Origin of the sequence: Gaetbulibacter sp. M240 (assembly GCF_043876815.1) — a bacterium.
GTDB lineage: Bacteria > Bacteroidota > Bacteroidia > Flavobacteriales > Flavobacteriaceae > Gaetbulibacter_A.
The window spans coordinates 822514-846386 of sequence record NZ_JBAWKA010000001.1 but is presented as its reverse complement, the minus strand read 5'-3'; the positions used below and the strand labels follow the sequence as shown (position 1 = coordinate 846386).

General features: G+C 31.9%; 25 protein-coding genes and 1 pseudogene. 23 read left to right on the top strand and 3 right to left on the bottom strand.

The window, feature by feature from the left end:
• Positions 1–269 precede the first annotated feature (269 nt).
• From V8G61_RS03795 to V8G61_RS03745, 11 genes are all read left to right on the top strand, one after another.
• Complete coding sequence (locus V8G61_RS03795; protein ID WP_394874100.1) at positions 270–1256, top strand: alpha/beta fold hydrolase; 987 nt, start codon at positions 270–272, stop codon at positions 1254–1256.
• 119 nt (positions 1257–1375) lie between these two features.
• Positions 1376–2545: a serine hydrolase domain-containing protein gene (locus V8G61_RS03790; protein WP_394874099.1), complete on the top strand. Its 1170-nt coding sequence runs from the start codon at positions 1376–1378 to the stop codon at positions 2543–2545.
• Between the two features lie 150 nt (positions 2546–2695).
• Positions 2696–3400: a hypothetical protein gene (locus V8G61_RS03785; protein WP_394874098.1), complete on the top strand. Its 705-nt coding sequence runs from the start codon at positions 2696–2698 to the stop codon at positions 3398–3400.
• Between the two features lie 273 nt (positions 3401–3673).
• Positions 3674–4570, top strand: coding sequence for an alpha/beta fold hydrolase (locus V8G61_RS03780; protein WP_394874097.1), 897 nt, complete (start codon positions 3674–3676; stop codon positions 4568–4570).
• A 199-nt stretch (positions 4571–4769) separates the two neighbouring features.
• Positions 4770–5276 (top strand): hypothetical protein, encoded by a 507-nt coding sequence (locus V8G61_RS03775; protein WP_394874096.1) that lies wholly within the window; start codon positions 4770–4772, stop codon positions 5274–5276.
• 170 nt (positions 5277–5446) lie between these two features.
• Positions 5447–6211 carry a DUF6090 family protein gene (locus V8G61_RS03770; protein WP_394874095.1) on the top strand — a complete coding sequence of 255 codons (765 nt, stop codon included), beginning with the start codon at positions 5447–5449 and terminating at the stop codon, positions 6209–6211.
• A 188-nt stretch (positions 6212–6399) separates the two neighbouring features.
• Positions 6400–7674: an amidohydrolase family protein gene (locus tag V8G61_RS03765; RefSeq protein WP_394874094.1), complete on the top strand. Its 1275-nt coding sequence runs from the start codon at positions 6400–6402 to the stop codon at positions 7672–7674.
• Between the two features lie 159 nt (positions 7675–7833).
• Complete coding sequence (locus V8G61_RS03760) at positions 7834–8334, top strand: VOC family protein (RefSeq protein ID WP_394874093.1); 501 nt, start codon at positions 7834–7836, stop codon at positions 8332–8334.
• 271 nt (positions 8335–8605) lie between these two features.
• Complete coding sequence (locus V8G61_RS03755; RefSeq protein WP_394874092.1) at positions 8606–9151, top strand: DUF2975 domain-containing protein; 546 nt, start codon at positions 8606–8608, stop codon at positions 9149–9151.
• A gap of 2 nt (positions 9152–9153) precedes the next feature.
• Positions 9154–9360, top strand: a complete 207-nt coding sequence (locus V8G61_RS03750) for a helix-turn-helix domain-containing protein (protein ID WP_394874091.1) — start codon at positions 9154–9156, stop codon at positions 9358–9360.
• A gap of 164 nt (positions 9361–9524) precedes the next feature.
• Complete coding sequence (locus V8G61_RS03745) at positions 9525–10295, top strand: DUF6090 family protein (RefSeq protein ID WP_394874090.1); 771 nt, start codon at positions 9525–9527, stop codon at positions 10293–10295.
• Positions 10296–10496: 201 nt separating this feature from the next.
• Here V8G61_RS03745 and V8G61_RS03740 read toward each other — a convergent pair whose 3' ends face one another.
• Entirely contained in the window at positions 10497–10907 is a 411-nt protein-coding gene (locus tag V8G61_RS03740) for a hypothetical protein (protein WP_394874089.1), read from the bottom strand.
• 418 nt (positions 10908–11325) lie between these two features.
• Between V8G61_RS03740 and V8G61_RS03735 the strand changes: the two are divergent.
• The 4 genes and pseudogenes from V8G61_RS03735 to V8G61_RS03720 form a co-directional block, all read left to right on the top strand.
• Positions 11326–11436 (top strand): annotated as a pseudogene (locus tag V8G61_RS03735) (helix-turn-helix domain-containing protein); the annotation flags it as partial.
• A gap of 72 nt (positions 11437–11508) precedes the next feature.
• The gene (locus tag V8G61_RS03730; RefSeq protein WP_394874487.1) at positions 11509–11676 is read left to right on the top strand and encodes a hypothetical protein; all 168 of its coding nucleotides are present in this window, start codon (positions 11509–11511) and stop codon (positions 11674–11676) included.
• A 410-nt stretch (positions 11677–12086) separates the two neighbouring features.
• Positions 12087–12431, top strand: coding sequence for a cupin domain-containing protein (locus V8G61_RS03725; RefSeq protein ID WP_394874088.1), 345 nt, complete (start codon positions 12087–12089; stop codon positions 12429–12431).
• A gap of 4 nt (positions 12432–12435) precedes the next feature.
• Complete coding sequence (locus V8G61_RS03720; protein WP_394874087.1) at positions 12436–12861, top strand: group III truncated hemoglobin; 426 nt, start codon at positions 12436–12438, stop codon at positions 12859–12861.
• A 263-nt stretch (positions 12862–13124) separates the two neighbouring features.
• Here the strand turns inward: V8G61_RS03720 and V8G61_RS03715 are convergent, their stop codons facing one another.
• A complete protein-coding gene (locus tag V8G61_RS03715; RefSeq protein WP_394874086.1) occupies positions 13125–13319 on the bottom strand; it encodes a cold-shock protein in 195 nt (64 codons plus the stop codon).
• 891 nt (positions 13320–14210) lie between these two features.
• Between V8G61_RS03715 and V8G61_RS03710 the strand changes: the two genes are divergently transcribed.
• A complete protein-coding gene (locus V8G61_RS03710; RefSeq protein WP_394874085.1) occupies positions 14211–15149 on the top strand; it encodes a TerC/Alx family metal homeostasis membrane protein in 939 nt (312 codons plus the stop codon).
• A 234-nt stretch (positions 15150–15383) separates the two neighbouring features.
• Here V8G61_RS03710 and V8G61_RS03705 read toward each other — a convergent pair whose 3' ends face one another.
• Positions 15384–15944: an OsmC family protein gene (locus tag V8G61_RS03705; RefSeq protein WP_394874084.1), complete on the bottom strand. Its 561-nt coding sequence runs from the start codon at positions 15942–15944 to the stop codon at positions 15384–15386.
• Positions 15945–16116: 172 nt separating this feature from the next.
• Here V8G61_RS03705 and V8G61_RS03700 point away from each other — a divergent pair, with 172 nt between their 5' ends.
• From V8G61_RS03700 to V8G61_RS03670, 7 genes are all read left to right on the top strand, one after another.
• Positions 16117–18024 (top strand): sigma 54-interacting transcriptional regulator, encoded by a 1908-nt coding sequence (locus tag V8G61_RS03700; RefSeq protein ID WP_394874083.1) that lies wholly within the window; start codon positions 16117–16119, stop codon positions 18022–18024.
• A gap of 247 nt (positions 18025–18271) precedes the next feature.
• Positions 18272–19027 (top strand): DUF6090 family protein, encoded by a 756-nt coding sequence (locus tag V8G61_RS03695; RefSeq protein WP_394874082.1) that lies wholly within the window; start codon positions 18272–18274, stop codon positions 19025–19027.
• Positions 19028–19218: 191 nt separating this feature from the next.
• Entirely contained in the window at positions 19219–20007 is a 789-nt protein-coding gene (locus V8G61_RS03690) for a DUF6090 family protein (RefSeq protein ID WP_394874081.1), read from the top strand.
• 163 nt (positions 20008–20170) lie between these two features.
• Entirely contained in the window at positions 20171–20941 is a 771-nt protein-coding gene (locus V8G61_RS03685) for a DUF6090 family protein (protein WP_394874080.1), read from the top strand.
• Positions 20942–20978: 37 nt separating this feature from the next.
• Positions 20979–21740 (top strand): DUF6090 family protein, encoded by a 762-nt coding sequence (locus V8G61_RS03680; RefSeq protein ID WP_394874079.1) that lies wholly within the window; start codon positions 20979–20981, stop codon positions 21738–21740.
• Positions 21741–21793: 53 nt separating this feature from the next.
• Positions 21794–22576: a DUF6090 family protein gene (locus tag V8G61_RS03675; RefSeq protein WP_394874078.1), complete on the top strand. Its 783-nt coding sequence runs from the start codon at positions 21794–21796 to the stop codon at positions 22574–22576.
• A gap of 372 nt (positions 22577–22948) precedes the next feature.
• Positions 22949–23752: a hypothetical protein gene (locus V8G61_RS03670; protein ID WP_394874077.1), complete on the top strand. Its 804-nt coding sequence runs from the start codon at positions 22949–22951 to the stop codon at positions 23750–23752.
• Positions 23753–23873 lie beyond the last annotated feature (121 nt).

Here is a 23873-nt window from a genome sequence, read left to right as displayed (position 1 = left end):
GCCTGTTGCCAACACCGACTATACTTTATTGCTTCTGACTATCCTTCCGGAAAGTCCATGCAAATTTACTATCTTCGATTTACGACGGAAAGAATCCTGCTGATTTTTCCGCAACCAAACTTAAGAAGTGTATAATTCATTATTTTGGCTAGTGCTTATCACGAAAATTCCTTAGGAATTTTTACTGCCAAGTAATTGTTTACTAAATTAGTTGCTGCACATGCAACTAACCTTACACCAAAAGTTGTAGCACATTAAAACCAAACGTAATGAAGAAAATCATTTTCTTTACAATATGTTTACTATTTGATTTAACAATTTCATATAGTCAGGAATCCCTTCCTTATGAATCTAAAATCGCAGATTTAGGTGAAATCCAAATGGAATACATGGATTATGGTGGAGATGGACCGGCATTGATTATGATTCAGGATTTTCATAATTATTATGAAGGTCCGTACAAAAATCCCAATAGTCCAATGTTAGGATTTAACAAAAGTCTTTCCAAAGAGTTTCACGTAATTGAACCTTTAAGAAGAGGATACGGCAAAAGTACAGACACCAAATGGGGATATGATGTTGCTACTCTTTCTGAAGATCTAATTCTTTTTATGAAGACTTTAAATATAGAAAAAGCCTTTTTGTATGGTCGATATCCAGGTAACCAAGAAATGACCTGGCTTGCTGAATACTATCCAGAAAAAATAATAGGACTTATCTATTACAATAATCCTTTAATAACAGTCGGTTGTACCGACCCCGAAGTATTAGAACATGCGGAAAACACACAAATTTTTTCTCCTGATTTCAATAAAGAAAAACTAAAACGTGTTATTCTATCTAGGTCAATGTGGCGTCCTACATTTTTAACTGATACCCTAAAAAGAATTAGCATTCCAACAATACGCTTTATAAATCCTGATTTAGAAAGTACAACACTTATGCTTTGGTCTTTAGAAACTGGTGACTTAAAACTTATGAGTGAAGAAGATTGGCCGGATAGGAAAGAAGAACAGCAATACATAAAAGAGTTATTACAGGATACTGTGCGATATAAGCGGCTTCATCAAAAACTTATAGATTGTAATCCTTCAGAGGCTCTAGAAAAAGGAATGAAGCAAACTTTCGGTAAAAATTTGATTACAAAAATTGAACCCGAACAATATAAGGATAAATCTAATCTGTTAATTTTCAATTCCTACTTGCAATGGCAATTGGAGAATATAATAGATTTTAAGAAGGAAATAGAAAATTAAAACGTGCTACAACAATGGTTATAAGTAATTGCTTGTTCTCGCCTACTTTGGAAATTAAATTGCTAAACCACGCAGCTACTCATAGCCGAGACCGTTAGCAAGAATTAAAACTAAATATTATGAGAAACTTAATTTGGTCAATTTTACTATTAATTTTAGTATTTGCATGTAAAGAAAATAGATCAGAGCAAGTCCAAACATCCATTGATTCAACTGAAACACAAATTCCAACTACTACTCCTTCAGAAATCGGAATTGATTCAATTCTTCTCAATAATTTAACAACCAAAATAAAAAAACAAGAATATCCGAATATTCATAGTCTACTAATTGCTAAAAACGGGAAACTTTTCTATGAACAGTACTTCAAAGGCGAAGACCAAATTTGGGGACGTAATATTGGTAACGTTCAATTTACCGATACGACATTACACGATATTCGTAGTATTACAAAAAGTATAGTTTCAGCCTGTATTGGCATTGCCATCGAGAAAGGGTATATAAAAAGTGTTAAACAAAAGATTTCTGATTTTTTCCCCGAAATGAAAAGAACGTTTAGTGAAGAAAAATCAAATTGGACAATAGAGAACTTTTTAACTATGACAACGGGATTATCTTGGAATGAAGATGTTCCCTACAATAATCCAGAAAATAACGAGACCAAAATGTCCTCAAGTGAAGATCCGGTTAACTATGTATTAATCCAGCCATTAGAGATTAAATCAGGTACATCATTCAATTATAATGGTGGAGCTACTCAAGTATTGGCGGAAATTATTGTGAGGTCATCAAAGACCCCATTGGATACGTTTGTAAAAAAGCATTTATTCGACCCTTTGGGAATCAACAAATTTGAATGGACCAAATATTCTGCTTGGAATGGTTCAGATACTTTTGCAGCAGCTTCTGGCTTGCGGTTAACATCACAAGATTTATTGAAATTTGGTTTGCTTTATAGAAATAATGGCACTTGGAATGGTAGGCAAATAATACCCTCTCATTGGGTACAGGAATCTTTCTCTGAAAAAATCAACTTTCCGAGTACAGTTGCAGATGGAAATGACGCGTATGGATATCAATTTTGGATGTGGCTAGATGACATTTCTAATAATGAATTTAAGATGATAGCAGCTATTGGAAATGGAGGACAAAATATCTATTTTGATTTGAAAAATGATATTATAGTAGTAACTACAGCTGGAAATTATAATAATTGGAATATTAAAAATGACCCATATGCACTTTTACGAAATGAGATATATCCTATAATATCAAATCATAAAAATTAACTCTCGTTAACTGAGTATATATCCTATGGCTTGGCTAGTCATCACATAGAAAATCTTAGGGTTTGTCCAAAGTTGATTTTCACCTGTTAAGGTTCGTGCCAAGATACGCCATAGCTCATATACAAAAACTTTAGCGGCAATTTCTTATTCATGAAAAAATCATTCTTTTTTATTACAAGCATTCTGATGACCATCATAGTTTTGATTGGTTTTTCACCTTCATTCTTATTGCGTCCCTTATTCACTTATGAAGAATTACCAATAGCCTATATCATTCATGGTACGATAAATCTAATTTGGTTTGTAGGATTAATTTATCAGACTTATATGATAGCCAAAGGCAAAATAATAAACCATAGAAAAATGGGGTATAAAATCTTTGGCTGGGTAATTCTTATGCTTCTTTCTAATTTATACATTATCTATTTGACCGCCATACGGTATCATGCTGGAGAACTTTCCCTTCAGGCTGCTTCAGGAGTAACAGTCGGTAACATGATTGGATTGCTATTCTCAATAATTATCATTTCATTGGCGTTTACTTATAGAAATAAGACTAAAGTTCATAAACGCCTTATTTTCATTTTTTCCATCGGCTTATTAGGATTTGCAACAGACCGAATAGGTAGGAACATAATTCCTTTAACTGATCAAACGATCATTAATGGATTAGTTATGTCAGTAATAATTCGAAACCTGTTTTACATAGGCTTAATAATCTATGACATAAAAAAGCTTAAGAAACCTCATTACCTAACAATCATTGGAATACTACTACCGTTTATTAATTTGGCTATAATCTTTTTATTGCTGCAAAACGGGTTTGGTGAAAAATTTCTAGATCTTTTTAATTAAAAAAAGTCACTAACAACGGCTATAATCCATTGCTTAGATTCTCACTTTCCGAAAAATCCTTCGGATTTTCCTATGGTTTGGTTTTATTTGCTAAATTGACTTCTTAAACGCTCAACAAACCATACTTATTCTCGTTGTAGCACATTAATACCAAAATTAATAATGCATACTAAATTTTCATTTTCGTTCTTATTCCTATTTACTCTATCTATAATGTTTGGACAGGATTCGATTCCTTATAAATCAAAAATCGCCCATTTAAATAACATGCAAATGGAGTACAAGGATTTTGGTGGTGAAGGTCCTCCGTTAATCGTGATTCAAGGAGCTCACAATTACTTTGATCAAAGTTCATCAAGCCCGTATTGGCAACATGAAAAAAAGTCCTTTATTGAATTTTATACTAAGTTAGCGGAACATAATAAAGTACTTGCTCCTTTAAAACGCGGTTTCGGAAGAACAAGCCCACAGTTGGAAGAAGATAATGTCCAAACTGCAACTGAGGAATTGATTTTATTGATGGATAAACTGGAAATTGAGAAGGCCTTCTTTCTAGGTCGAGATGTTCCAGCTCAAAATATGCTCTATTTGGCAGAGCACTTTCCTGATAGAGTTTTAGGGCTTATATTTATTCAACCTGTTTTTGTGCGTACTGAAATTAAAGATGACGCGACTAAGGATTTTGTTTACCACAATTATTCACAATCTTATAAAGCTTCTGAGTATAAAGAATTTAAATTTAAATTATCCCAACAAGCTTACAGACCACAAATTTATAAAGACAGTACTCTTAGTATTAATATTCCTGCCTTACTTTTCTACCATGCAAAATATAGTGAAGAAACTCTTGAAATGCGAAGATTGGAAAGATTTATTAGCTGGGTTGAAAGCACTAAAAAGATTGAATGGAACAAAGAATATAGTTCTCCTGAAAGAGCTCACTTTTTTGAAAAGCTCTCAAAGGATAAAAAAAGAATGTATCATATCAGGGACTATCTAGTGGATAATAATCCTATTCCAAAAATGAATGCATCGTTGAAAAGAGCCTTTGGAAACAATTTAGTTGTATTTAATGAAAGTCTATTACAAGTTAATGATGTGAGAACAGCATTGTTGAATGTTTCTTATCCAGTAATTAAGGCCTTCTTGTTTATGACATCGGAAGAATAAACCTGCTACAACATCGGCTATAATTCAGCGTGGCGATAATGCAAAACCGAAAAGTAAAAAATATATTTAAACTGATTTCATTACTGAATAGTCCTGCAGACGATTTCACGACGAAATCATAGCTCAACCGTTACCTGCAAGCGGAAAAAATAGAAATAATTTTTTAATTTTAATATATACAACCAAAAATTAACTAATTATGAAAAACAAATTGAGTTTTGTCGTTTTAACCTTATTGTTCTTTTCTTCAATAAATGCACAAGACGGGTTTAGAATAGAGATAGGTGTCGGACCAACAATAGGGGACTCGCGAGAATACTTCTCATTAACTCTTCAAGGAAATTTTTACTATTTATGGAATGTGTCTGAAAAAATAAACATTGGACCAACAATAGGCGCCTTAGTATTTTTAGGAGAAGGAAATAATATAAATGGATCCAACAGTGCCTTTGGATCAATTCCGGATGTATACCTTCCTATTGCCGTTGCTGGTCGAATAGATATTATAAAAGCACTTTCATTCGGTACGGATATTGGATATGGATTAAGTGCAAATGCATTTGATAGCGGGGGTGGATTTTATTTTAGGCCAATCTTAACTTATAATCTGAAAGAGAAATTTGCGCTTATTGGTTCTTTTGCAAGCATTATTGAAGGTGATGGAAATGCTTCAACAATTAATTTTGGAATTAACTTCGGACTTTAAAGAAAAAACCAGTAGGTAACATCGGCTATAATTCATTGCTTCAGATTTTCCAATCGGAAAATCCTTTCACTTTAATTATATTTGGCCTATGGCGTGACAATCCTGTGGGTTTTTCCGCAACTAAATCATAGCCATACAGGTTGTGATTCATTATTACAAACCGCTATCCAATGATAAAATTCTTTAGAAAAATTAGACAAGACTTACTTTCAAAAGGAAAAACTGGGAAGTATTTTAAATACGCTATTGGAGAAATAGTTCTTGTAGTCATTGGTATCTTGATTGCTCTTTATATAAATAATATTAGAGAAAATCTACTTCAAAAACATTATACCATTGGTGTTTTTGAACAAATACGAAAAGATTTAGTGAATGATACTTTACAATTAAGTATTGATTTCAAGAAAATAAAACATACCAATGAACTAATTATTGATATACTTGAAAATAATGTTCCTGACTCATTTTATTCTAATATAAATGTTTATAACTATGATAGTGAGGTATTTATGCCGTTTAGGAGCTTGGCGACAGATTTTATAAACTTTCAACCAAATAATAAAGGTTATGATTTGCTTAAAACACTTAATAATAAAGAGTTGGTAAATGACTCTTTAACAAACAGCATTTTGAGTTATTATTCACAACTAAACACCGAGCTACCGGAATATAATAAAGTAACGGTAGAACTCTCAAAACGGAATATCCAAGAATACAAACAATACGTTTGGTTTGAAAACTGGGCAATAGGAAAGTATGACTATAATTTTATTGAATATTTAAAAGATAATGAAGATAATAGAAAACGACTTGCGGAATTTTACACCTATAATTCAGTTAATGAAAATTATTGGAAAAGGCTAAAACAAAGTTCTGGAAATCTTATAAATTTAATTGATAATCGAATAAAAGATCCTAAAAGATTAATTAAATAACGAAAACACAACATCGTATTAAATTAATTGCTTGTGCAAGCCTAAATACGAAAATCCTCGCGGATTTTCTATTCAGTTGGTTTTTGCTAATTTAGGTTGTTTACACAACGCAGCTAATCTTATACAAACACGTTATATGCTTTAATGAGCTATAATGAATAATAAGTATACAATTTAAAATATTTTATATGAAACATTTCTTATTATTAATCCTACTTTTAACGACTACTTTTTCGGTTCAAGCACAATACAAATTACTAAAAGCAGATTCATACCTTGATGTTAGAACTGGAAAATTAATCACTCCAGCAGATCTGCTCATCGAAGATGGATTGATAAAATCCGTTAATCCAAAGGTGATCCCTGAAGACACAGAAATAATAGAATTGAAGGGCAAAGTGCTTTTACCTGGGCTTATGGACATGCATGTTCATTTGGATATTGACTTTGAAGGAAACTGGGATTATATCTATAAAGAAAGTTCAAGCCAAGGCACGATAAGGGCAATTATTAATGCGAAAAAAACATTATTAGCAGGGTTTACAACGGTTAGAAACATTGGACAGTTGCATATTACGCGAGAGCTTATTGACGTGGCAATTGCAGATGCATCTGATAAAGGCTTAATCATTGCACCAAGAGTAATCCCATCAGGGCATATGATCTCTATAAATGGTGGACATGGAGATATTTCTCTGGGCTTATCCGAAGGGCTCATTGAATTAGGACCCAAGGATGGAATTGTTAATGGTAAATATGATGCCATTGAAGCAGTTCGATATCAGATTAAGCATGGTGCAAAATTTATAAAGATACATGCAACGGCTGGTGTGCTTTCCATGGAAGATGCAGTTGGAGCACAACAATTAAGTTATGAAGAAATGAAAACTATAGTAGACGAAGCTTCGAGACATCATATTAAAGTTGCTGCTCACGCCCATGGCACCGAAGGTATTATTGCAGCACTTAACGCAGGTGTTTATTCTATTGAGCATGGTTCCTTCTTAGATGATGAAGGTATTCGCTTAATGAAAGAAAAAGGAGTGTATTTAGTTCCTACGACCGGACTTTCGAATGTAGTAAATGAACTGGTTGATAAAATGCATCCTGTTATGGCTGCCAAAGCAAAATACGTTTTACCACTCGCCAAAGATAACCTAAGAAAAGCCATAAAATCAGATGTGAAAATAGCATTTGGTACAGATACACCGGTTATTCCACATGGCCAAAATGCAATTGAATTTTCAGCTTTAATAGCCTGCGGAATGAGTTCGATAGAAGCTATTCAAACAGCCACTATAAATGCTGCAAATATGCTAGGACTTCATGACAGAGGGGAATTAAAAGTAGGCTTACTTGCTGATATTATTGCTGTTAATTCTAACCCTATTAATGACATTAAAACTTTAGAAAGTGTAAAGTTTGTTATGAAGGATGGCGTTGTATATAAAAATGAAAAATAAAAGGAGCATATAACAATGGCTTTAAGTAATTGCTTCTTCTCACCTACTTCTGAAAGCCCTAGAGGATTTTCAGATTGGTGCATACTTGATATATTAAGTATTAACCCACGCAACTACTCCTAGCAGAGACGTTGGATACAATTCACCAAATAATTCATTATGAAAAATATTTATACATTTATCGCATTAGCAATAATTTTAACTTCATGCGAATCCAAGGAACCTCTATCTCCCAGATTTAACCATGTGTTTCTAGTAGTGTCGGATATGGAAAGGTCTGTCGAGTTTTATACTAAAGCATTCGATCTTAAAGTGACTAATGACAACGTAAAACATCTTGTTTGGACTTACGAAGATGGAACTCAAAAAGAAGTTGAAACCAATATTGTTTTTCTTAAATTTCCAGGACAGGACTTTGTTTTTGAATTGAAAGAGGTAGATAAAATGGAGGCTATTGATAATTTTGCTTTATTCCAGCATGTTGGAATTGATGTTAAAGATATCGATAAAGCACTGGAAAAAGCCCTAAACGCAGGTGCGGAAATAATTAGTCCAATTCGATTGGTCCAAACTCATGGACTTGAATTGAAACATGTATTTCTGAAAGGACCAGACGGAGAACGTATTGAATTGGATCAAATAATTTCGGGTGAATTTTAAGAAAAATACTATGCTCAACGAGGTGTAAAAATAATTGCTTGGATGTGGCCTTCTCAGAAAATTTGCAGGATTTTCCTTTGGTTCCTTCCATTTTTAGTAAGTTAGTTACTTGCACACACAACTATCCTTACACAAAAACATTGTAAGTAATTTGTCCAAAAATTTAACTATTTGAATATCAATAAAATATAATTTTATTTATTCTTTTTTAATGTTTTTTTATTGTTTTACAATAATTTATTATAGTTTCGCAATAATAAATTAATTCAACATGAATAACAAAACAAAAAAAACAGACAAAGGAATAAAAGCCTTTAACACGATTTACATGATCGGAATTGTTTTCGCGGGAACAAAACTGATTGATTATTTGCAATGGACTTTTCAACTCATCAAAAAATGGCACTTACCAGATGACCCTTTTTTCTCAAAGGTTAATATCATTAACAGTGACGTGCAAATATCTATTACAGCTTATTTGATTTTTGCTATTGCTTATGTAATCATATTTGGATTTATTTTTTTAGGTCTTTACCAATTGAATACAACAACAAAATTATTCGCAGAAAAGAAGATTTTTCAAAAAGAAGTCAGTTCAGCTTTTAAGAAAGCTGGAAAATCATTTCTTACTTTCGCTTTTGGAACTCTAATTATCGATATTGCTTTTACAGCTTGGGCACGAACTTCCAGTAAAGTAATTGACCTTTTATCAACTGAACTCTTAGTATTTCTAATTTTGGGTTATTTAATGTTCTTTTTAGCGGATATTTTTAAAGAAGGTATAACTCTACAAGAGGAAAATGAATTAACAGTTTGATTATGGCCATAATAGTTAATTTAGATGTCATGCTTGCCAAAAGAAAAATGCAATCGAAAGAATTGGTTGAAATTCTCGGAATCACACCGGCAAACCTTTCAATTTTAAAAACTGGTAAAGCAAAAGCAATTAGGTTTACGACACTTGAAGCTATTTGTGAAGCGTTGGAATGTCAACCTGGAGATATTTTAGAATATAAAGAAGAATAAAAAACTATATACAACAATGGCTCTAAGTAATTGCTTGCCTCTCCTACTTTAGAAAATTCTGAGGGTTTTCCTACGGTTCGGTTTTATTTGCTAAATTGGTTACCTAAACACGCAACAAACCATACTCGAAACAGTTGTGCTTCTTTATGACCAACCACTAACCAATGATAAAATTCTTTAGAAAAATTAGACAACAGTTACTAACTGAAAATAAGTTCAATAAATATCTGATTTATGCCATAGGTGAGATCATTCTTGTTGTAATAGGTATTCTTATAGCCATCCAGCTTGACGATTTCAACGAAGATAGAAAAGAACGTAAAAGGGAAATATCCTTTCTTCAAAAACTGAAAGATGATATCAATTTGGATATCCAAGATTTAACATCGACAGATTCCATTTTAACACTGTATCAATCCAATCAAGAAGAAGCATTGGAACTATTACTTAACACAAAATCAGTACAAGACCTTATAACCCTTGATTCCCTGATTGATTACAATTGGAATAATATAGAAGTAAATAGAAAGACTTATGATGAAATGCTTAATACTACCGGCATTTATATCATTGAGAGCAGAGACTTACTAAATCATTTAAGTGATTATTATGCTTTAATAGAAAAGTATCAACATTTCATGAAAGAGATTATTGAGGACTCACGGGAATATATCAAAACCCCTAAATTAAGTCCCTTCGTTTTTATACGAAAGCACTACAGAAATCCATCGTTCGATATAAATAGACTTGATACCAGTTGGATTAGAAATTATAATTCACCTACTTATTTAGCTTTGTCCAATTTCTATAGTCATGTGATGGGCGCTGTTAATGGGAATAAGCAACGTTATATCAAACAAATACTAAAAAACAGCCATGAATTAATAGATGAAATTGAACAGGAATTAAGGAAAATAAATAGTTTTAATAAATAACGAAGTCTCACACAACAATAGCCATAAATAATTGCTTTTACCCGCCTATTTCTGAAAATCCTTGTGGATTCTTAGTTTGGTTTACTTGCTAAGTTAACCGCTAAACCACGAGAAAACTCATAGCCAAGATCGTTGTAGCAAATTTTACCCCGTCTTGAATAAAGGTTCCTTATTTAAAGAATTAAGAGAGAAACAAAAGTTCTAAAATGAAAACGATATAGAAAGGCCTGAAAACTTATATTCATTATTAAGCCCAACTGCCCCATTTTGCAATTGGATTTTAGCTTGGCTTTTATGTTTACGCCCAGCTGCAAAAAGAGGTATACTAACAAGAGAAGTAGCAAATCCAACTCCAGCCAAAACAAGACCTTCGGATGTATCATCAAAAATGTTTTCTGAAACATTAATTGCAAGACCACTAATGAGCATTAATGATCCACCTCCTAAAGTTATCCATGCAGCTGTTTTATTTGATTTCATTTTGTTTATATGAAAATCATATTGCTCTTGTGGTGATTGATTTTTTTCTTGAGACAAAACTTGTCCCTCAGACGTATAATTAAATCCCAATAAAAATATCAGGATTATTGTGATTACTCTAATCGTTTTCATAATGGCTGGTTTTAATATTTAATTTTAAAAATATTGTCTTTGATAAATAACACTCATAAATATAATAAAATTTAACTTGCTACGACATGTATAAGATTCATTTCTAGGTTCTTACATCTCCGAAACATCCAGCAGACTTTCCTTCGGTTCAATTTTATTTGCTGAATTGGTTAACTAAATGCGCATCAAACCATATACAAACACGTTAGCGGCAATTTGAATAAACATTTTTACATCAAAAATCATGATTTAATAACATAATAAACCAAATGTCTCCGCAAATAAAACATTACTAATTTTTGGTAAGGTTTACGATTGAAGATAATTTTACTTCAAATTTCTATTTAAATGGATAGCCTAGATTTCGAAAAAGAATTCATTCGAATAAGAAAAACTAAAGGGTTAACCCAGTCTGAGGTTGCGGAAAAAATGCTACATAACAATACGTACCATTCAGAGAATTGAATCTGGCACTGTTAAACCAAGAAGTTCTACAATTAAATTTATCTCTAAAGCCTTAGGAGTAGATTTTTACGAATTACCAAATCAAAATTCAAATTTGAAAAACCATTTAAAATTATGGAATTTAAAAACTAATACCATGGTAAAAGTATCAATCTTTGCTACTTCAATTCTAATTATTTTTTTTCTTTCTGTTACTGCATTTAACAAACAAAACCTAGAAACAAATAATCAAAAGGCAAACTTAAAAACTGAACGTAAAATAAAGACTCCTATAGACGAAAATGATGTTATTGGGAAGTTTTGAGAAATTCATAAAGATTGGGCTTTAGTAAAAAAGGAAATCAATTCGGATTTATAAATATGAAAGTGAAATTGTTGTTCCTATCGAATTCAACGTAATTGGAGTCTTTGGTGAAATTGGTAGAGATTTAGCTTTAATAATGAAAGATAACAAGTTTGGCTTCTAAATTTAGATGGAAAAGAAATTGTTCTTTGTAAATATAATATTATGGAAGTCAAAGGATTAATAGCAATTGATTTAATATTTAATAAGTAACCAAACATAGCTAAGTGTAAAATTCCTTGCTTGGTTGTAGCCTTCTCAGAAAATCCGCAGGATTTCCCTCTAGTTCTTTCCATTTTTAGTAAGTTAGTTGCTCGCCCACACAACTATCCTTAGTCAAACTCGTTATATATAAGCATAAAAGAACAAAAATGGAAATTAAATCATTTAGTGAAAATCAAGATTACAATGATAATCGAATTGTTACTCAGGTTATTTTGGAGACTTCGTTTTCAAAGGAAATTAGAATCCTATTAAAGAATGGACAAACAATGAAAAAGCACAAAGCCCCATTCCCTATAATTGTTCATATTCTAGAAGGAAAAATAGATTTTGGGGTAGAAGAAGAAATAAAATCGCTTAAAAGAGGAGACGCTATCAGTTTGGATGCTAATATTTATCACGATTTGATAGCAAAAGAAGACAGCATTGTTCGATTGACGCTTTCCAAACTCGATGATGTATTACGGGTAGAAAAAGTAGCTGATAAATCCTAATTAAATGAAGACAATTGATAATCGCGAAGACATTGGTAAACTTGTACATACATTTTATGCCAAAATCCGAGATAATGAACTATTAGGTCCAATTTTTAACAGCCATATTTCAGAAGAACAATGGCCAGAGCATCTTGAAAAATTAACGGATTTTTGGGAAACTAATTTATTTGGCACAGCAAAGTTTAAAGGAAACCCTTCCGCAAAACACATAAACGTAGATAAAAACATGAACCATTCCATAGAACAAACTCATTTTGGAGTTTGGCTTCAACTTTGGTTTGACACAATCGACCAACTTTTCGAAGGAGAAATAGCTCTTAAAGCGAAGCAGTCCGCACGTAAAATGTCGACAGGACAATTCTTAACCATATGGAATAATAGACCCGAAAACAAAAAGTCAGCAGATAACAATATAATTAAAAAATAGATGAATTAGAACTAAACCCAAGATCTTTAACCTGAAACAAAGTTTTTGCCTATCCGAAATTTTTAGTGCTTCCTAATCGCCTATTTTTAAGATATAAGACCGGTCCCCACAAGCTGATTACATGAGTCGTACTTAAATAAATTGGGTTTTAACCAATCTGGTTATTATAAAAATTATTTTCATTCATAAAAAAAAAGACCGCTTAAATAAAACGGTCTTCTTCTAACAAATTTTTATCTTTTAAGGATAAATATTTTTGTGAATTAATCTATAACTTGTACGTTAATAGCATTTAATCCTTTTCTTCCTTGTTCAGTATCATACTGTACTTTGTCGTCTTCTCTAATTTCATCCGTTAAACCAGAATTATGTACGAAAATCTCTTCGCCTGTTTCTGATGATTTAATAAATCCGAATCCTTTTGAATTGTTGAAAAATTTTACTGTGCCTTCTTGCATCTTTACTTAATTTTAAATTATTAATTGTTTTTTCTCAATAAAAACATCCTAGTTAAAAAAAGCATACTAAAGAATAATAATTAGACTGAAAAAACAATCTATTAACTTAATAACACTATTGAAAAAGTAATTGTAAAAATAAAATTCGAAAGAAGAGAATAACTCGTAATAACTAATTGTACTATATACTACCTTAAAATTCTATAGGTATATTTTATTGAGCTGCAAATGTAGACTATTAATTTAACGCTACCTAATTTTTTGATTTAATAGTTAATGTAAAGCGTTTTATTTTAATGTCCAGATTTCTAAATGTTAAATATAGAATTCAATAAAATTTAAAACTAACGAAATAAAAGCCAGTGGGTTGCACAGTGTAAAATTTACTCCTGAGCTCCTGCATTTCCGGAGAATCCTGCATATTTTCCTAAGGTTTGTTTCAAATTACTAAATTGATTTCCAAAACATCTGCCTACGTTAGGCAGGCGCAACAAACCATACACAAAACGTTAGCATTAATTTGATTCAAACCTCCAATGAAACAACAAATATTAGTAGACAAAGTAATCAATACTGGACATTCAATAATAATCGTTCTTGTAAAGATTATTATATTTGGGCTTCCTGGAATTGTAATGTACATATTTCATCAAAAATTAATCCCAAATTGGATAAGTGGCCGAATCGACAAAGTGGATTAAAGCAACTGCTTGTTTTCATATAATTATTCAAATTATGATGTTTAATGCGTTTATCAAAAATGGAATTGACGGAACTGAAAAAATCGTTATTTTAATCGTTTCAATCGCAATTTGGTTTCCGATAATCAAGAAATGGGAAAAAGAAAACACTATTACCAAAAAAGTATAAAAAGAACGACTCAAGAAAAATATGGCACAAATGAAACCTTGGATTATTCTTATATCATATGTGATAATCCTTTTGATTATTGATTTTTTTATCCTTCACAAAAAGAATCAAGTTAATTCCATAAAAAAAGCATTTTACGAGACTATTTTCTTTGTCTCTAATGCACTAATATTCACCGCTTTGATTTATTGGTTTTATGACAATAATCTTGTCGATAACATTACCAATCTTAAACCCACACAGGCAGTAGTTAAATATCTTACTGGATATTTAATTGAATTATCATTAAGTGTCGATAACCTATTTGTAATTGCAGTCATATTTACATCATTCAAAATACCAATAAAGTATCAACATAATTTACTTTTTCTTGGCATTTTAGGAGCCATAGTATTTCGTGGTATATTGATTGGGATTGGGATTGTGCTTATTAACAAAATACACGGAATGAGTATTGTTTTTGGATTGCTTTTGCTTTTTACAGCACTAAAAATGCTTAAAAAAGAAGCCGAACATAAGGAAATAGAACAGCCCAAAGGAATAGCTAAATATTTTAGATTTAATAAAGAACTGCATGGTGGAAAGTATATTACCAAAATTAATGGGAAAACTGTTTTTACCGCACTGTTTGGGGCATTGATTACTATTGAATTTACTGATCTACTGTTTGCATTAGATAGTATTCCGGCGATATTTGCCGTAACCACAGACCCATTTATTGTATATAGCTCAAATATATTTGCTATAATGGGATTAAGATCATTATACTTTTTCTTATCGAATATGTTAGAGAAATTTACTTATCTAAAATATAGTGTGTTCTCTATTTTGGTTTTTGTCTCCATAAAATTAATGACCGCAAATTGGTTTGATATTCCTGAATGGTTTTCACTTTTATTCATAGGAATTTCTCTTGCAATCGGGGTTTATATATCGACAATAAAAGTTGAAACAGATTAAAGCAAGTTGCCGGGAACGTTATTGATTAAATGTTTGATTCGAGCCATTTCTGAAAATCCTGCGGTTAGGTTTTAACTGTCTACCGGCAGGTACGTTTGCTAAATTAGATAATTAAACATGAAACAAACGATTCATCAACCGTAACACATTTGCAGAAGACAAATTAAAAAGAAATAATAAAGGCCCTTTTGGGCCTTTATTATTTAAGACACGTTACAAAGTGAAATACTTCTTTTACACATTAAGTGATAAGGATACTGGAACTTTGTTTGTAACAATGTCAAAAACAGGTGACATATATGCAAAGGAGATTAATTTTTGCTTTTCTTCCTCCGTAAGGTTTCCTTCAATCTTGAAGTTCACTTTGATATTTTGATATCCATTTCTTACGGATTCATCCAATCCTAAAAAACCTTGAACATCAAGATCGCCTTCTAAACTGGACTCAACATGATCCACAGAAATTCCATTGGCTGCTGCATGAAGCATCATGGTGGTGGTCATACAACCTGCCAAACCGTGAAGAATAAATTCTACAGGGTTGGCACCTTCATTGTTTCCCAATAAAATTGGCGGTTCGCTGTTGTCAAAAACAAATGGTTCTTGTCTGGTTTCGTCTTCTTGACAAGCACCGTAAAAATCTTGAATAGTACTTCTGTTGTGTCCTCCAGAAATCCATTTGTTTCTGCCTCTAAACTTAAATTTTGCAATTTCAGGGTTAGATTGAATAGCCCCAACGGTATCCATAATATCTTGAGATTTGAATCCGTTTACTGTTTTTTCTAATGTTTCCATTTTTAAAATATTTTATTGGTTTATAATATCTACAAATAAGCACTTCTTATGCCTAATTTATAAATTATTGATTATCAGAATTTTAAAATATTTATCATTAAATAATATTGCCGATATTTCGTCATAATTCAATTTTTAGGTAACTTAATTTCGTCAATTATTATTTTTCATCATGCAACAACCAAAAAGAACACCAGCAATAATTGCTTTAAAACAAATTGTAGAAAGCACCTCTCAATTTACTGGGAAAGAATTTTTTAAAGCGCTAGTAAAGGACTTAGCTGAAATTTTGGATGTCTATGGCGTTTGGGTCACAGAATACTGGGAGGAGCAAAATAAATTAAATGCCTTAGCTTTTTGGTTGGAGGGAGCATATGTTGATAAATATGAGTATTCAGTGCCTAACACCCCTTGTGAGCCCGTTTTAAATGCGCACGACATTTGTCATATACCGAGTAAAGTAATTGACCTCTACCCAAAAGATCCTGATCTTAAGCCATTAGGGGCTGTTAGTTATATGGGCATCTCCTTAAGAGATATTGATGGGAAAATACTGGGTCATTTGGCTTTATTAGATAATAAACCCATGCCCGAAATCCCTGAAGTATTTGCGATTTTTAAAATTTTTGCTTCAAGAGCAGCGGCAGAATTGAGACGTGAAATAATTCAAAAAAAAGTCATTGAAAGTGAATCTAAATTAAATAGGTTAGTTAATGGCACAACAGATGCGATCATTGAATTCAATTCAGAAATGAAAATCACTCAAGCTAATGATGCCGCTAATCAGCTATTCGAAATTAAAGACCATAAATTTTTAGGAACAAATGTTAAGAATCTATTTGATTCTCAATCATTCACCACCTTTGAATCATCGATCCTTAATTACAACAATTTATGTGAAACAAATGGCTCTCTAAATTTCAAAGAACCTCTTGTATGTCTCAATTGTAAAGGCGAGTCCTTTCCCTCCAAAATTAATATATCCTCCTACCTCTTTGAAAATCATTTGTACTATGCATTGTACATAAGAAACATAAAGGATGAAGTTTCGAGGAATATAAAAATCAAAGAGTTAAATGCTGAAACCGCTATGCTTAAGGAGAAGGTAAATGCACAACAATTCAATTATATTATTGGTGACAGCGAGCCTATCAAGAAATGTCTTGAACTGGTAATTCAGGTGGCTCGTACAAATGCCAATGTATTGATTCTTGGTGAAACTGGCACAGGAAAAGAATTATTCGCAAAAGCGGTACATGAGTCAAGTAATAGAAGTTCGAAACCTATGGTAACTTTAAATTGTGCTGCACTACCTGCTGAATTGATAGAAAGTGAACTCTTTGGACATGTTAAAGGGGCTTTTACTGGAGCATTAACATCTAGAGAAGGCCGGTTTTCGTTAGCAGATCAAGGAAGCATTTTTCTTGATGAAATAGCTGAACTCCCACTGCCATTACAAGCCAAGCTACTACGAGTAATTCAAGAAGGTACTTTCGAGCCTGTTGGAAGTTCAGAAACCAAAAAAGTGGATGTTAGAATAATTGCAGCCACCCATAGAAATCTTCATAAACAGATTGAAGAGGGTAAATTTAGAGAAGATCTCTTTTACAGACTTAATGTTTTTCCTATCAATATACCACCTTTAAGAGAAAGAGGACATGACATTAGCCTTATTGCTAATGCCTTTTTCGAAAAATTTTCAAAAAACAAAGCACTATCCGTAATGCCATTAACTAAACGGGATTTAAATAAACTATCGTTATATCATTGGCCAGGAAATGTTAGAGAGCTTCAAAATATTATTGAGCGAGGCATTATCACTTCCACGGATGGAAATTTTAATCTTGATTCCATTTTACCTAATTCAGAAAATAAAACCCCTGAAAAATCTAATAGTCCCAACATACTTACCATAGATGATATTATGGAAATAGAAAAAAATAATATTATAAAAGCTTTAAATCTTACAAACTGGAGAATTTCAGGTGAAGGCGGTGCTGCGCAATTACTAAATCTTCCTAGAACAACCTTAACTTCTAAAATTAAAAAATTTGGGATAAAGCAGGTTGCTATTGGATAACCTGATTATTCAAATGAAGCTTCAGTGTTTTTTATAACTGAATGACAACTTCATGGTGCAGTTCTGATAAAACAACTCTTAATCAAAAACAAAATAGTTGCTAAAGCAAGCTTACTTACCAAATCCATCACGGACTATCTCGAACCTCCGCCAGTCAGGTTCGGTTTATTTTGTTAAATTAGTTGCATTAACACGCTACTATCCTTACCCATAAACACTTTATAACATGGTGACCAACCAATAACCAATGATAAAATTTTTTAGAAAAATTAGGCAAAATTTGATCTCAGAAGGGAAAACCTTAAGTTATTTAAAATATGCGATTGGCGAAATCGTTCTTGTAATGATTGGAATCTTACTGGCGTTACAGGTTAATAATTGGAATGAAAACAGAAAAGATAATATAAGAGAGGTTACAAACCTTAAAAACCTGAAATCCGAATTAGAAATTTCACTCGAAGAATTAAAATCAGATTACAATAGCACAAAAATATTTCATAATTCCGCGTTGAAAATCCAAAATTGGATCAGAAAAAAGACACCTATTTCTGATTCCATGTATAGAGATTTCTTTTTAAGTTATCAATTCACTCATTTTTTCCCTAAAACTTCAACATATGAAACTTTCAAAAATGGTAATTTAGAATTGATTCAATCTGATTCATTAAAAATTCTCATAACTGATATTTACGAGGCCGGTTATAAACGAATACTATTAAAAACGAATACACCAAAAAATACGGCCATGCATCTTTTCTATCAAGACAATTTTAGAATTACATCTGATGTTAAATCAAGAGCAAATGATAATTTGGCTGAAATAAAATATTCCTACAAAGCAATCCCAAATGACTATGAATCTTTAATAAAAAATCCTAAATATGAATCCATTATTTCTGAAGCCATAATGGACAGGAAAATTCAAATTCGAGATTTTGAATTTACGCTAGGACTTGTACAGAAAGGAATTAATCAAATTGATGCGTATTTAAAAACTAAATAGTAGTTAAAAAATTACAACAGTGAAACAATGCCTGTAAGTATTGCCGCTGTGCCCTCCTACTTCCAAAAGCCCTATGAAATTTTCTACTGGCCTGCAGGTAGGCAGTTTAGGTTTTTATTTACTAAATTAGGTTTTTTAATAAGTTATCTAGACACGACCTGTTTTCCTACAATATAACCAACCACTAGCAAATGATAAAATTTTTTAGAAAAATTAGACAAAGACTGCTGACTGAAAATAAATTCAGTAAATATCTTATCTACGCCATTGGAGAAATTATTTTAGTCGTTATCGGGATCCTCATTGCTTTAAGCATTAACAATTGGAATGAAGAAAGAAAGGAAAGTCTTATCGAAAAAAACTATCTCAGAAGATTACTTGTGGATCTTGAGAATGATTATAAAACGCTCTCTTTTTCAAAAGGTCTTTCTAACGAACGAATCAATCAAGTCAATATATTATCTAATGTTGTTAAAAACCAATCACAGTCCAATGAAAATTCCATTCTAATTATTGAAAGTATTGAAAAAGTAAGTTGGCGTTCTTATTTACCTCTTTCAAAAATAGTTTACAATGAGTTATTAAATTCGGGTAATATGTCTCTAATTCAATCAGAGTATTTGAGAAATTTATTATCAAACTATTATGAAGATGCTGATCATTGGGAGATGATATTAAATTTAGAAGATGCTCAAAAAATGTTTAGTCATGAAACTGCTGGATTATTATCCATTGAAATTTTAACGGCAATAGAAAATTCTTCATCTCTTAGAAATTCGAATCCAACTAATGCATTAGATTTTAATTTGGAAGAAATTGAATTTGATCGAATTGTTAAGGAATTTTCAACGAAAACTGAAGCCATTAAATGGTTACCACATATTTACCATTACCACCTTCTTGCAAATAAGGTGATAACAAATTTATCTGCTAGTAATGAAAAAATAAAAAAAATTGTCCAAGCGGAGCTGAATAAATAACGAGAGGCTAACAATGCCTATTAGTAATTGCTTGTTTACGCTTATTTCTGAAAATTTTCTAAGAATTTTCTGCCGTTTGGTTTTATTTACTAACTTCGGTTTTTTACCGCCCCACAAACTACACACAAACTATTAGCCTTCATTTTAACCAACCACCAAATTAATGATAACGTTTTTTAGAAAAGTCAGGCAACATCTTCTCATTGAAAATAAGTTTACCAAATATTTAATTTATGCCATAGGAGAGATCATTCTTGTGGTTATTGGAATTTTGATTGCTTTACAAATCAACAACACCAATGAGATAAAAAAACAAAGAACCAAAGAAATTCAATTTTTAAAAAATCTAAGAGCCGATTTAATCCTTGAAGACAGCGAACTGGATCGGTATATCGAAATTCGGAAAAGCATGGTAAATTCTGCTCAAATCATCCTTGAACATTTTAATGGTAAGCCGGTGGAAAACATTCAACTATTTAATTACCACAATTTTAATGTAGAAATATGGCAAGCCTTCCAGAGAATTAATAACACCTTCCTGGAACTAGTGAATTCAGGTAATTTAACTCTAATTTCAAATGATAGTATAAAAAACGGACTACTGAATTTAGATTTGATATATAAAAAGATCCTAACGGATAGAGATCACTTACAACACGATTACGAACAATATCTCTATAGGCCGTTCTTTGAATATGTTGACCTAAGTCCACTTGCTCAAAGTTATGGATACTACGCAGCTAATGGCGCGTTTAATAAAGATTTAGAACTTTCCAGAGAAGAATTAGACGGACTTTTGAAGAACAATATTTTTAAAAATGGGTTCGTACTTTCGATATTTACAAATTCAATAATATTAGGTGACTACCAAAAAATGAAAGATCTAAATCAAAAATTGATGCTTCTAATTGATAAAGAAATTACGAAAGGCTAACAAGTTGCTCTACAATCTTTTAACCAACCAATAACCCATGATAACATCCTTTCGTAAAATAAGACAAAAACTGCTCTCTGAAAATCTGCCGGCCGGGCGTAAAGGCAAATTTAGTAAGTACCTTCTCTATGCCATTGGCGAAATTGTTCTTGTGGTCATTGGGATTCTAATAGCTCTTTCAATAAATAATTGGAATGAAAAAAATAAACTTGAATCCAAAAAGCAAGACTATTATTTACAGTTATTGGACGATTTAAAAAAAGATGAAACAGCTACAAAACAAACCATTATAAAATTTGACAATTATCTTAAAGAATTTCAGAATTACACAAATACTTATGAATCAGATGTTTTAACACCTCCTAAAGTATATGAAATGATATCTAAACTTCCTGTACTTTCAACACGAATAACATTTAATACAAGTACTTTGGAATCTCTTCAAAGTAGTGGTGATATTGGATTAATGCCTTCCAAGATAAGAAACAGGTTGATTGACCTAAAACGTGAACAAGATCTTACAATTAAACACGCTGATTACACGGACGATGGTAAGAATGGGATCATCCAAAACCTGAACCCCTTATTGGGCTCCACGACTCTACCTGATAGACTTAAAAACCAGCCTGAATTAAGTGAATTTTTTAATATTGATGAGAATTTAAAAGAGCTGATTCTAGTTTATGAGGGCGTGCATCGATGGAAAAGTATATCTGAACAGCAATCTAAAATTAGATTAGAAAATGTGTTGAAGGAAATGGATACTATTGTTGCCCTCATTAATAAGGAATTAAAGTAATAACGAATTTACAAAAAACGTATTTTTAAATTATTGTGAGTAAGCGCTAACCCATGATAACATTCTTTCGTAAAATAAGACAAAAACTGCTCTCTGAAAATCTGCCTGCCGGGCTTACAGGTAAATTCAGTAAGTACCTTCTCTATGCCATTGGCGAAATTGTGCTTGTGGTCATTGGGATTTTAATCGCCTTACAAATCAATAATTGGAATGAGGACCGAAAAAACAGCATAGAAGAAATAGGCATTCTTGAAAGTTTAAACAAAAATTTAATTCTGGCTAAAAAACAATCAGAAAATCTTGTTTCCGCTGAAAAGAAATCAAAGGGTATTTTATTATTAGTTCTTGGTATAGACAGTTTAAATTCAAATGTGGATAGGATTATTATTTCAGATAAACTTTTCAAAGATGCCTTTTGGAATTTGGAAAATGACATCCCTGTAATAAATACATATACCGATCTTAAAAACACGAATAAATTGGGACTCATAAAAAGTCAGGAAATTAAAGAAAAATTCACAAGCTTAGAAGTGAATTTAAATGAATTAAAAGGGATGCTGGACGACAGATTAAATGTTCAACAAATCCGAATAGATGAAGTCGCAGAAAATGAAATCAATTTTATTCCTCTAGTCAAATCCTCAATTCCGGGAATTAATATTGAAAATGAAAAACAGAATAATTACAATCAGATTCTTGAAAAACAAAGAATAAGAAATTTACTAGGTATTAAATTGAATATGACGCAGGACGTCATGAACTACAGAGAGAATTTAGATCAAGACATCAAAGAATTAATAATCCTTATTGAATCGGAATTAGACCAACGCAAATAATAAAAGTTCTCACCATTTTAATTAGCTTGATGACCTAAATCTATTTGTTAAAAGCATATAAATAAAATTAAAACATCGACAAACTGAAAAAAAAATTACTTTTTTGCCTGCAATAATTGAATCATAAATTCGGTTCAATTATCTTTGACTTATACGGCCTGAAGATTATTAAATCTGAGGTCCATCCCACCAATTGCTTAAGGAGATATTTCAGCTAAACCAAATAGCCTAAATACTCCTTAGAAAACCACCATTATTTATTGAAACAAAAATCGGTTATAGTTTGTATTGGCTATAATCACAAATAATGAATTGACTGATATTACTATTGGTATTCATTACACGCATTGAACAAACTTTAAATCAAATAAAATGAAACAATTAAAAAATTTCCAAACATTTTTTATCCTTATGCTGGCTTTTAGCATGTTTAGTCAAGAGGACTTGAGAGAAAACAGACATGAGTTTAAATATAGTATAGAATTGGAAGAATGTACTTTTGATGGTACCCTAGTGTCCCCTTCGAATAAACAAGTCATGAATCAAGGTTGGAAATTTAGAATAAGAAATATTATCAACAATGGTAAAGAATATGTCATACAAGTTTCAAAATTCACTTCTGGCAAGCCCGACGCAGAAGCACAAAATAAACTTACATACAAAAAGAGTTTAACAGAAGACATTTACTTTAAATTAACCTCTGACCAATATTCTGATTTCGCAGAAGAGTATAAGAAGAAAGGTAGTTTTGTGGTCGGTGCATCAACAACATTAATAAAGATTAGACCGGGAAATGGAGAAGATGGTGACGAAGCTATTTATTCTGAATTTGGAAATGACTTTAACATTGGTGTTACAGCCGGTTGGCGAATTACTGACTGGAAAAGAGATGTATCGATTTCCTTAGTTGGCGGTATTGCGTTTTCATCTATTAAAGTCACGCCACAAACAACAAAAGACTTTATAGACTCTGAATCAACTCAAAGCTCTATTACCTTTAGTACCGGAGCGATTTTTGAAATTCAGAAATTTCAAATAAGTACATTTCTCGGAATTGATACCATGTCTGGTGAAATTGGCAGAAATTGGATTTATAGAAATAGACCTTGGATTGGACTAGGGTTTGGATATGAAATATTTAAACCAAAAGCAAGTCCAGAAAACAAAAGACCATAAATTAAGGTCATACTTTTCTTGCCCTTGGAACTATCAATGCTTTATTGTATGAAACCGACACTAATGTTACACCACGAGTGGTTGGGGTCTATAATACACTCGGCGGCGGAAGGGAAACCAT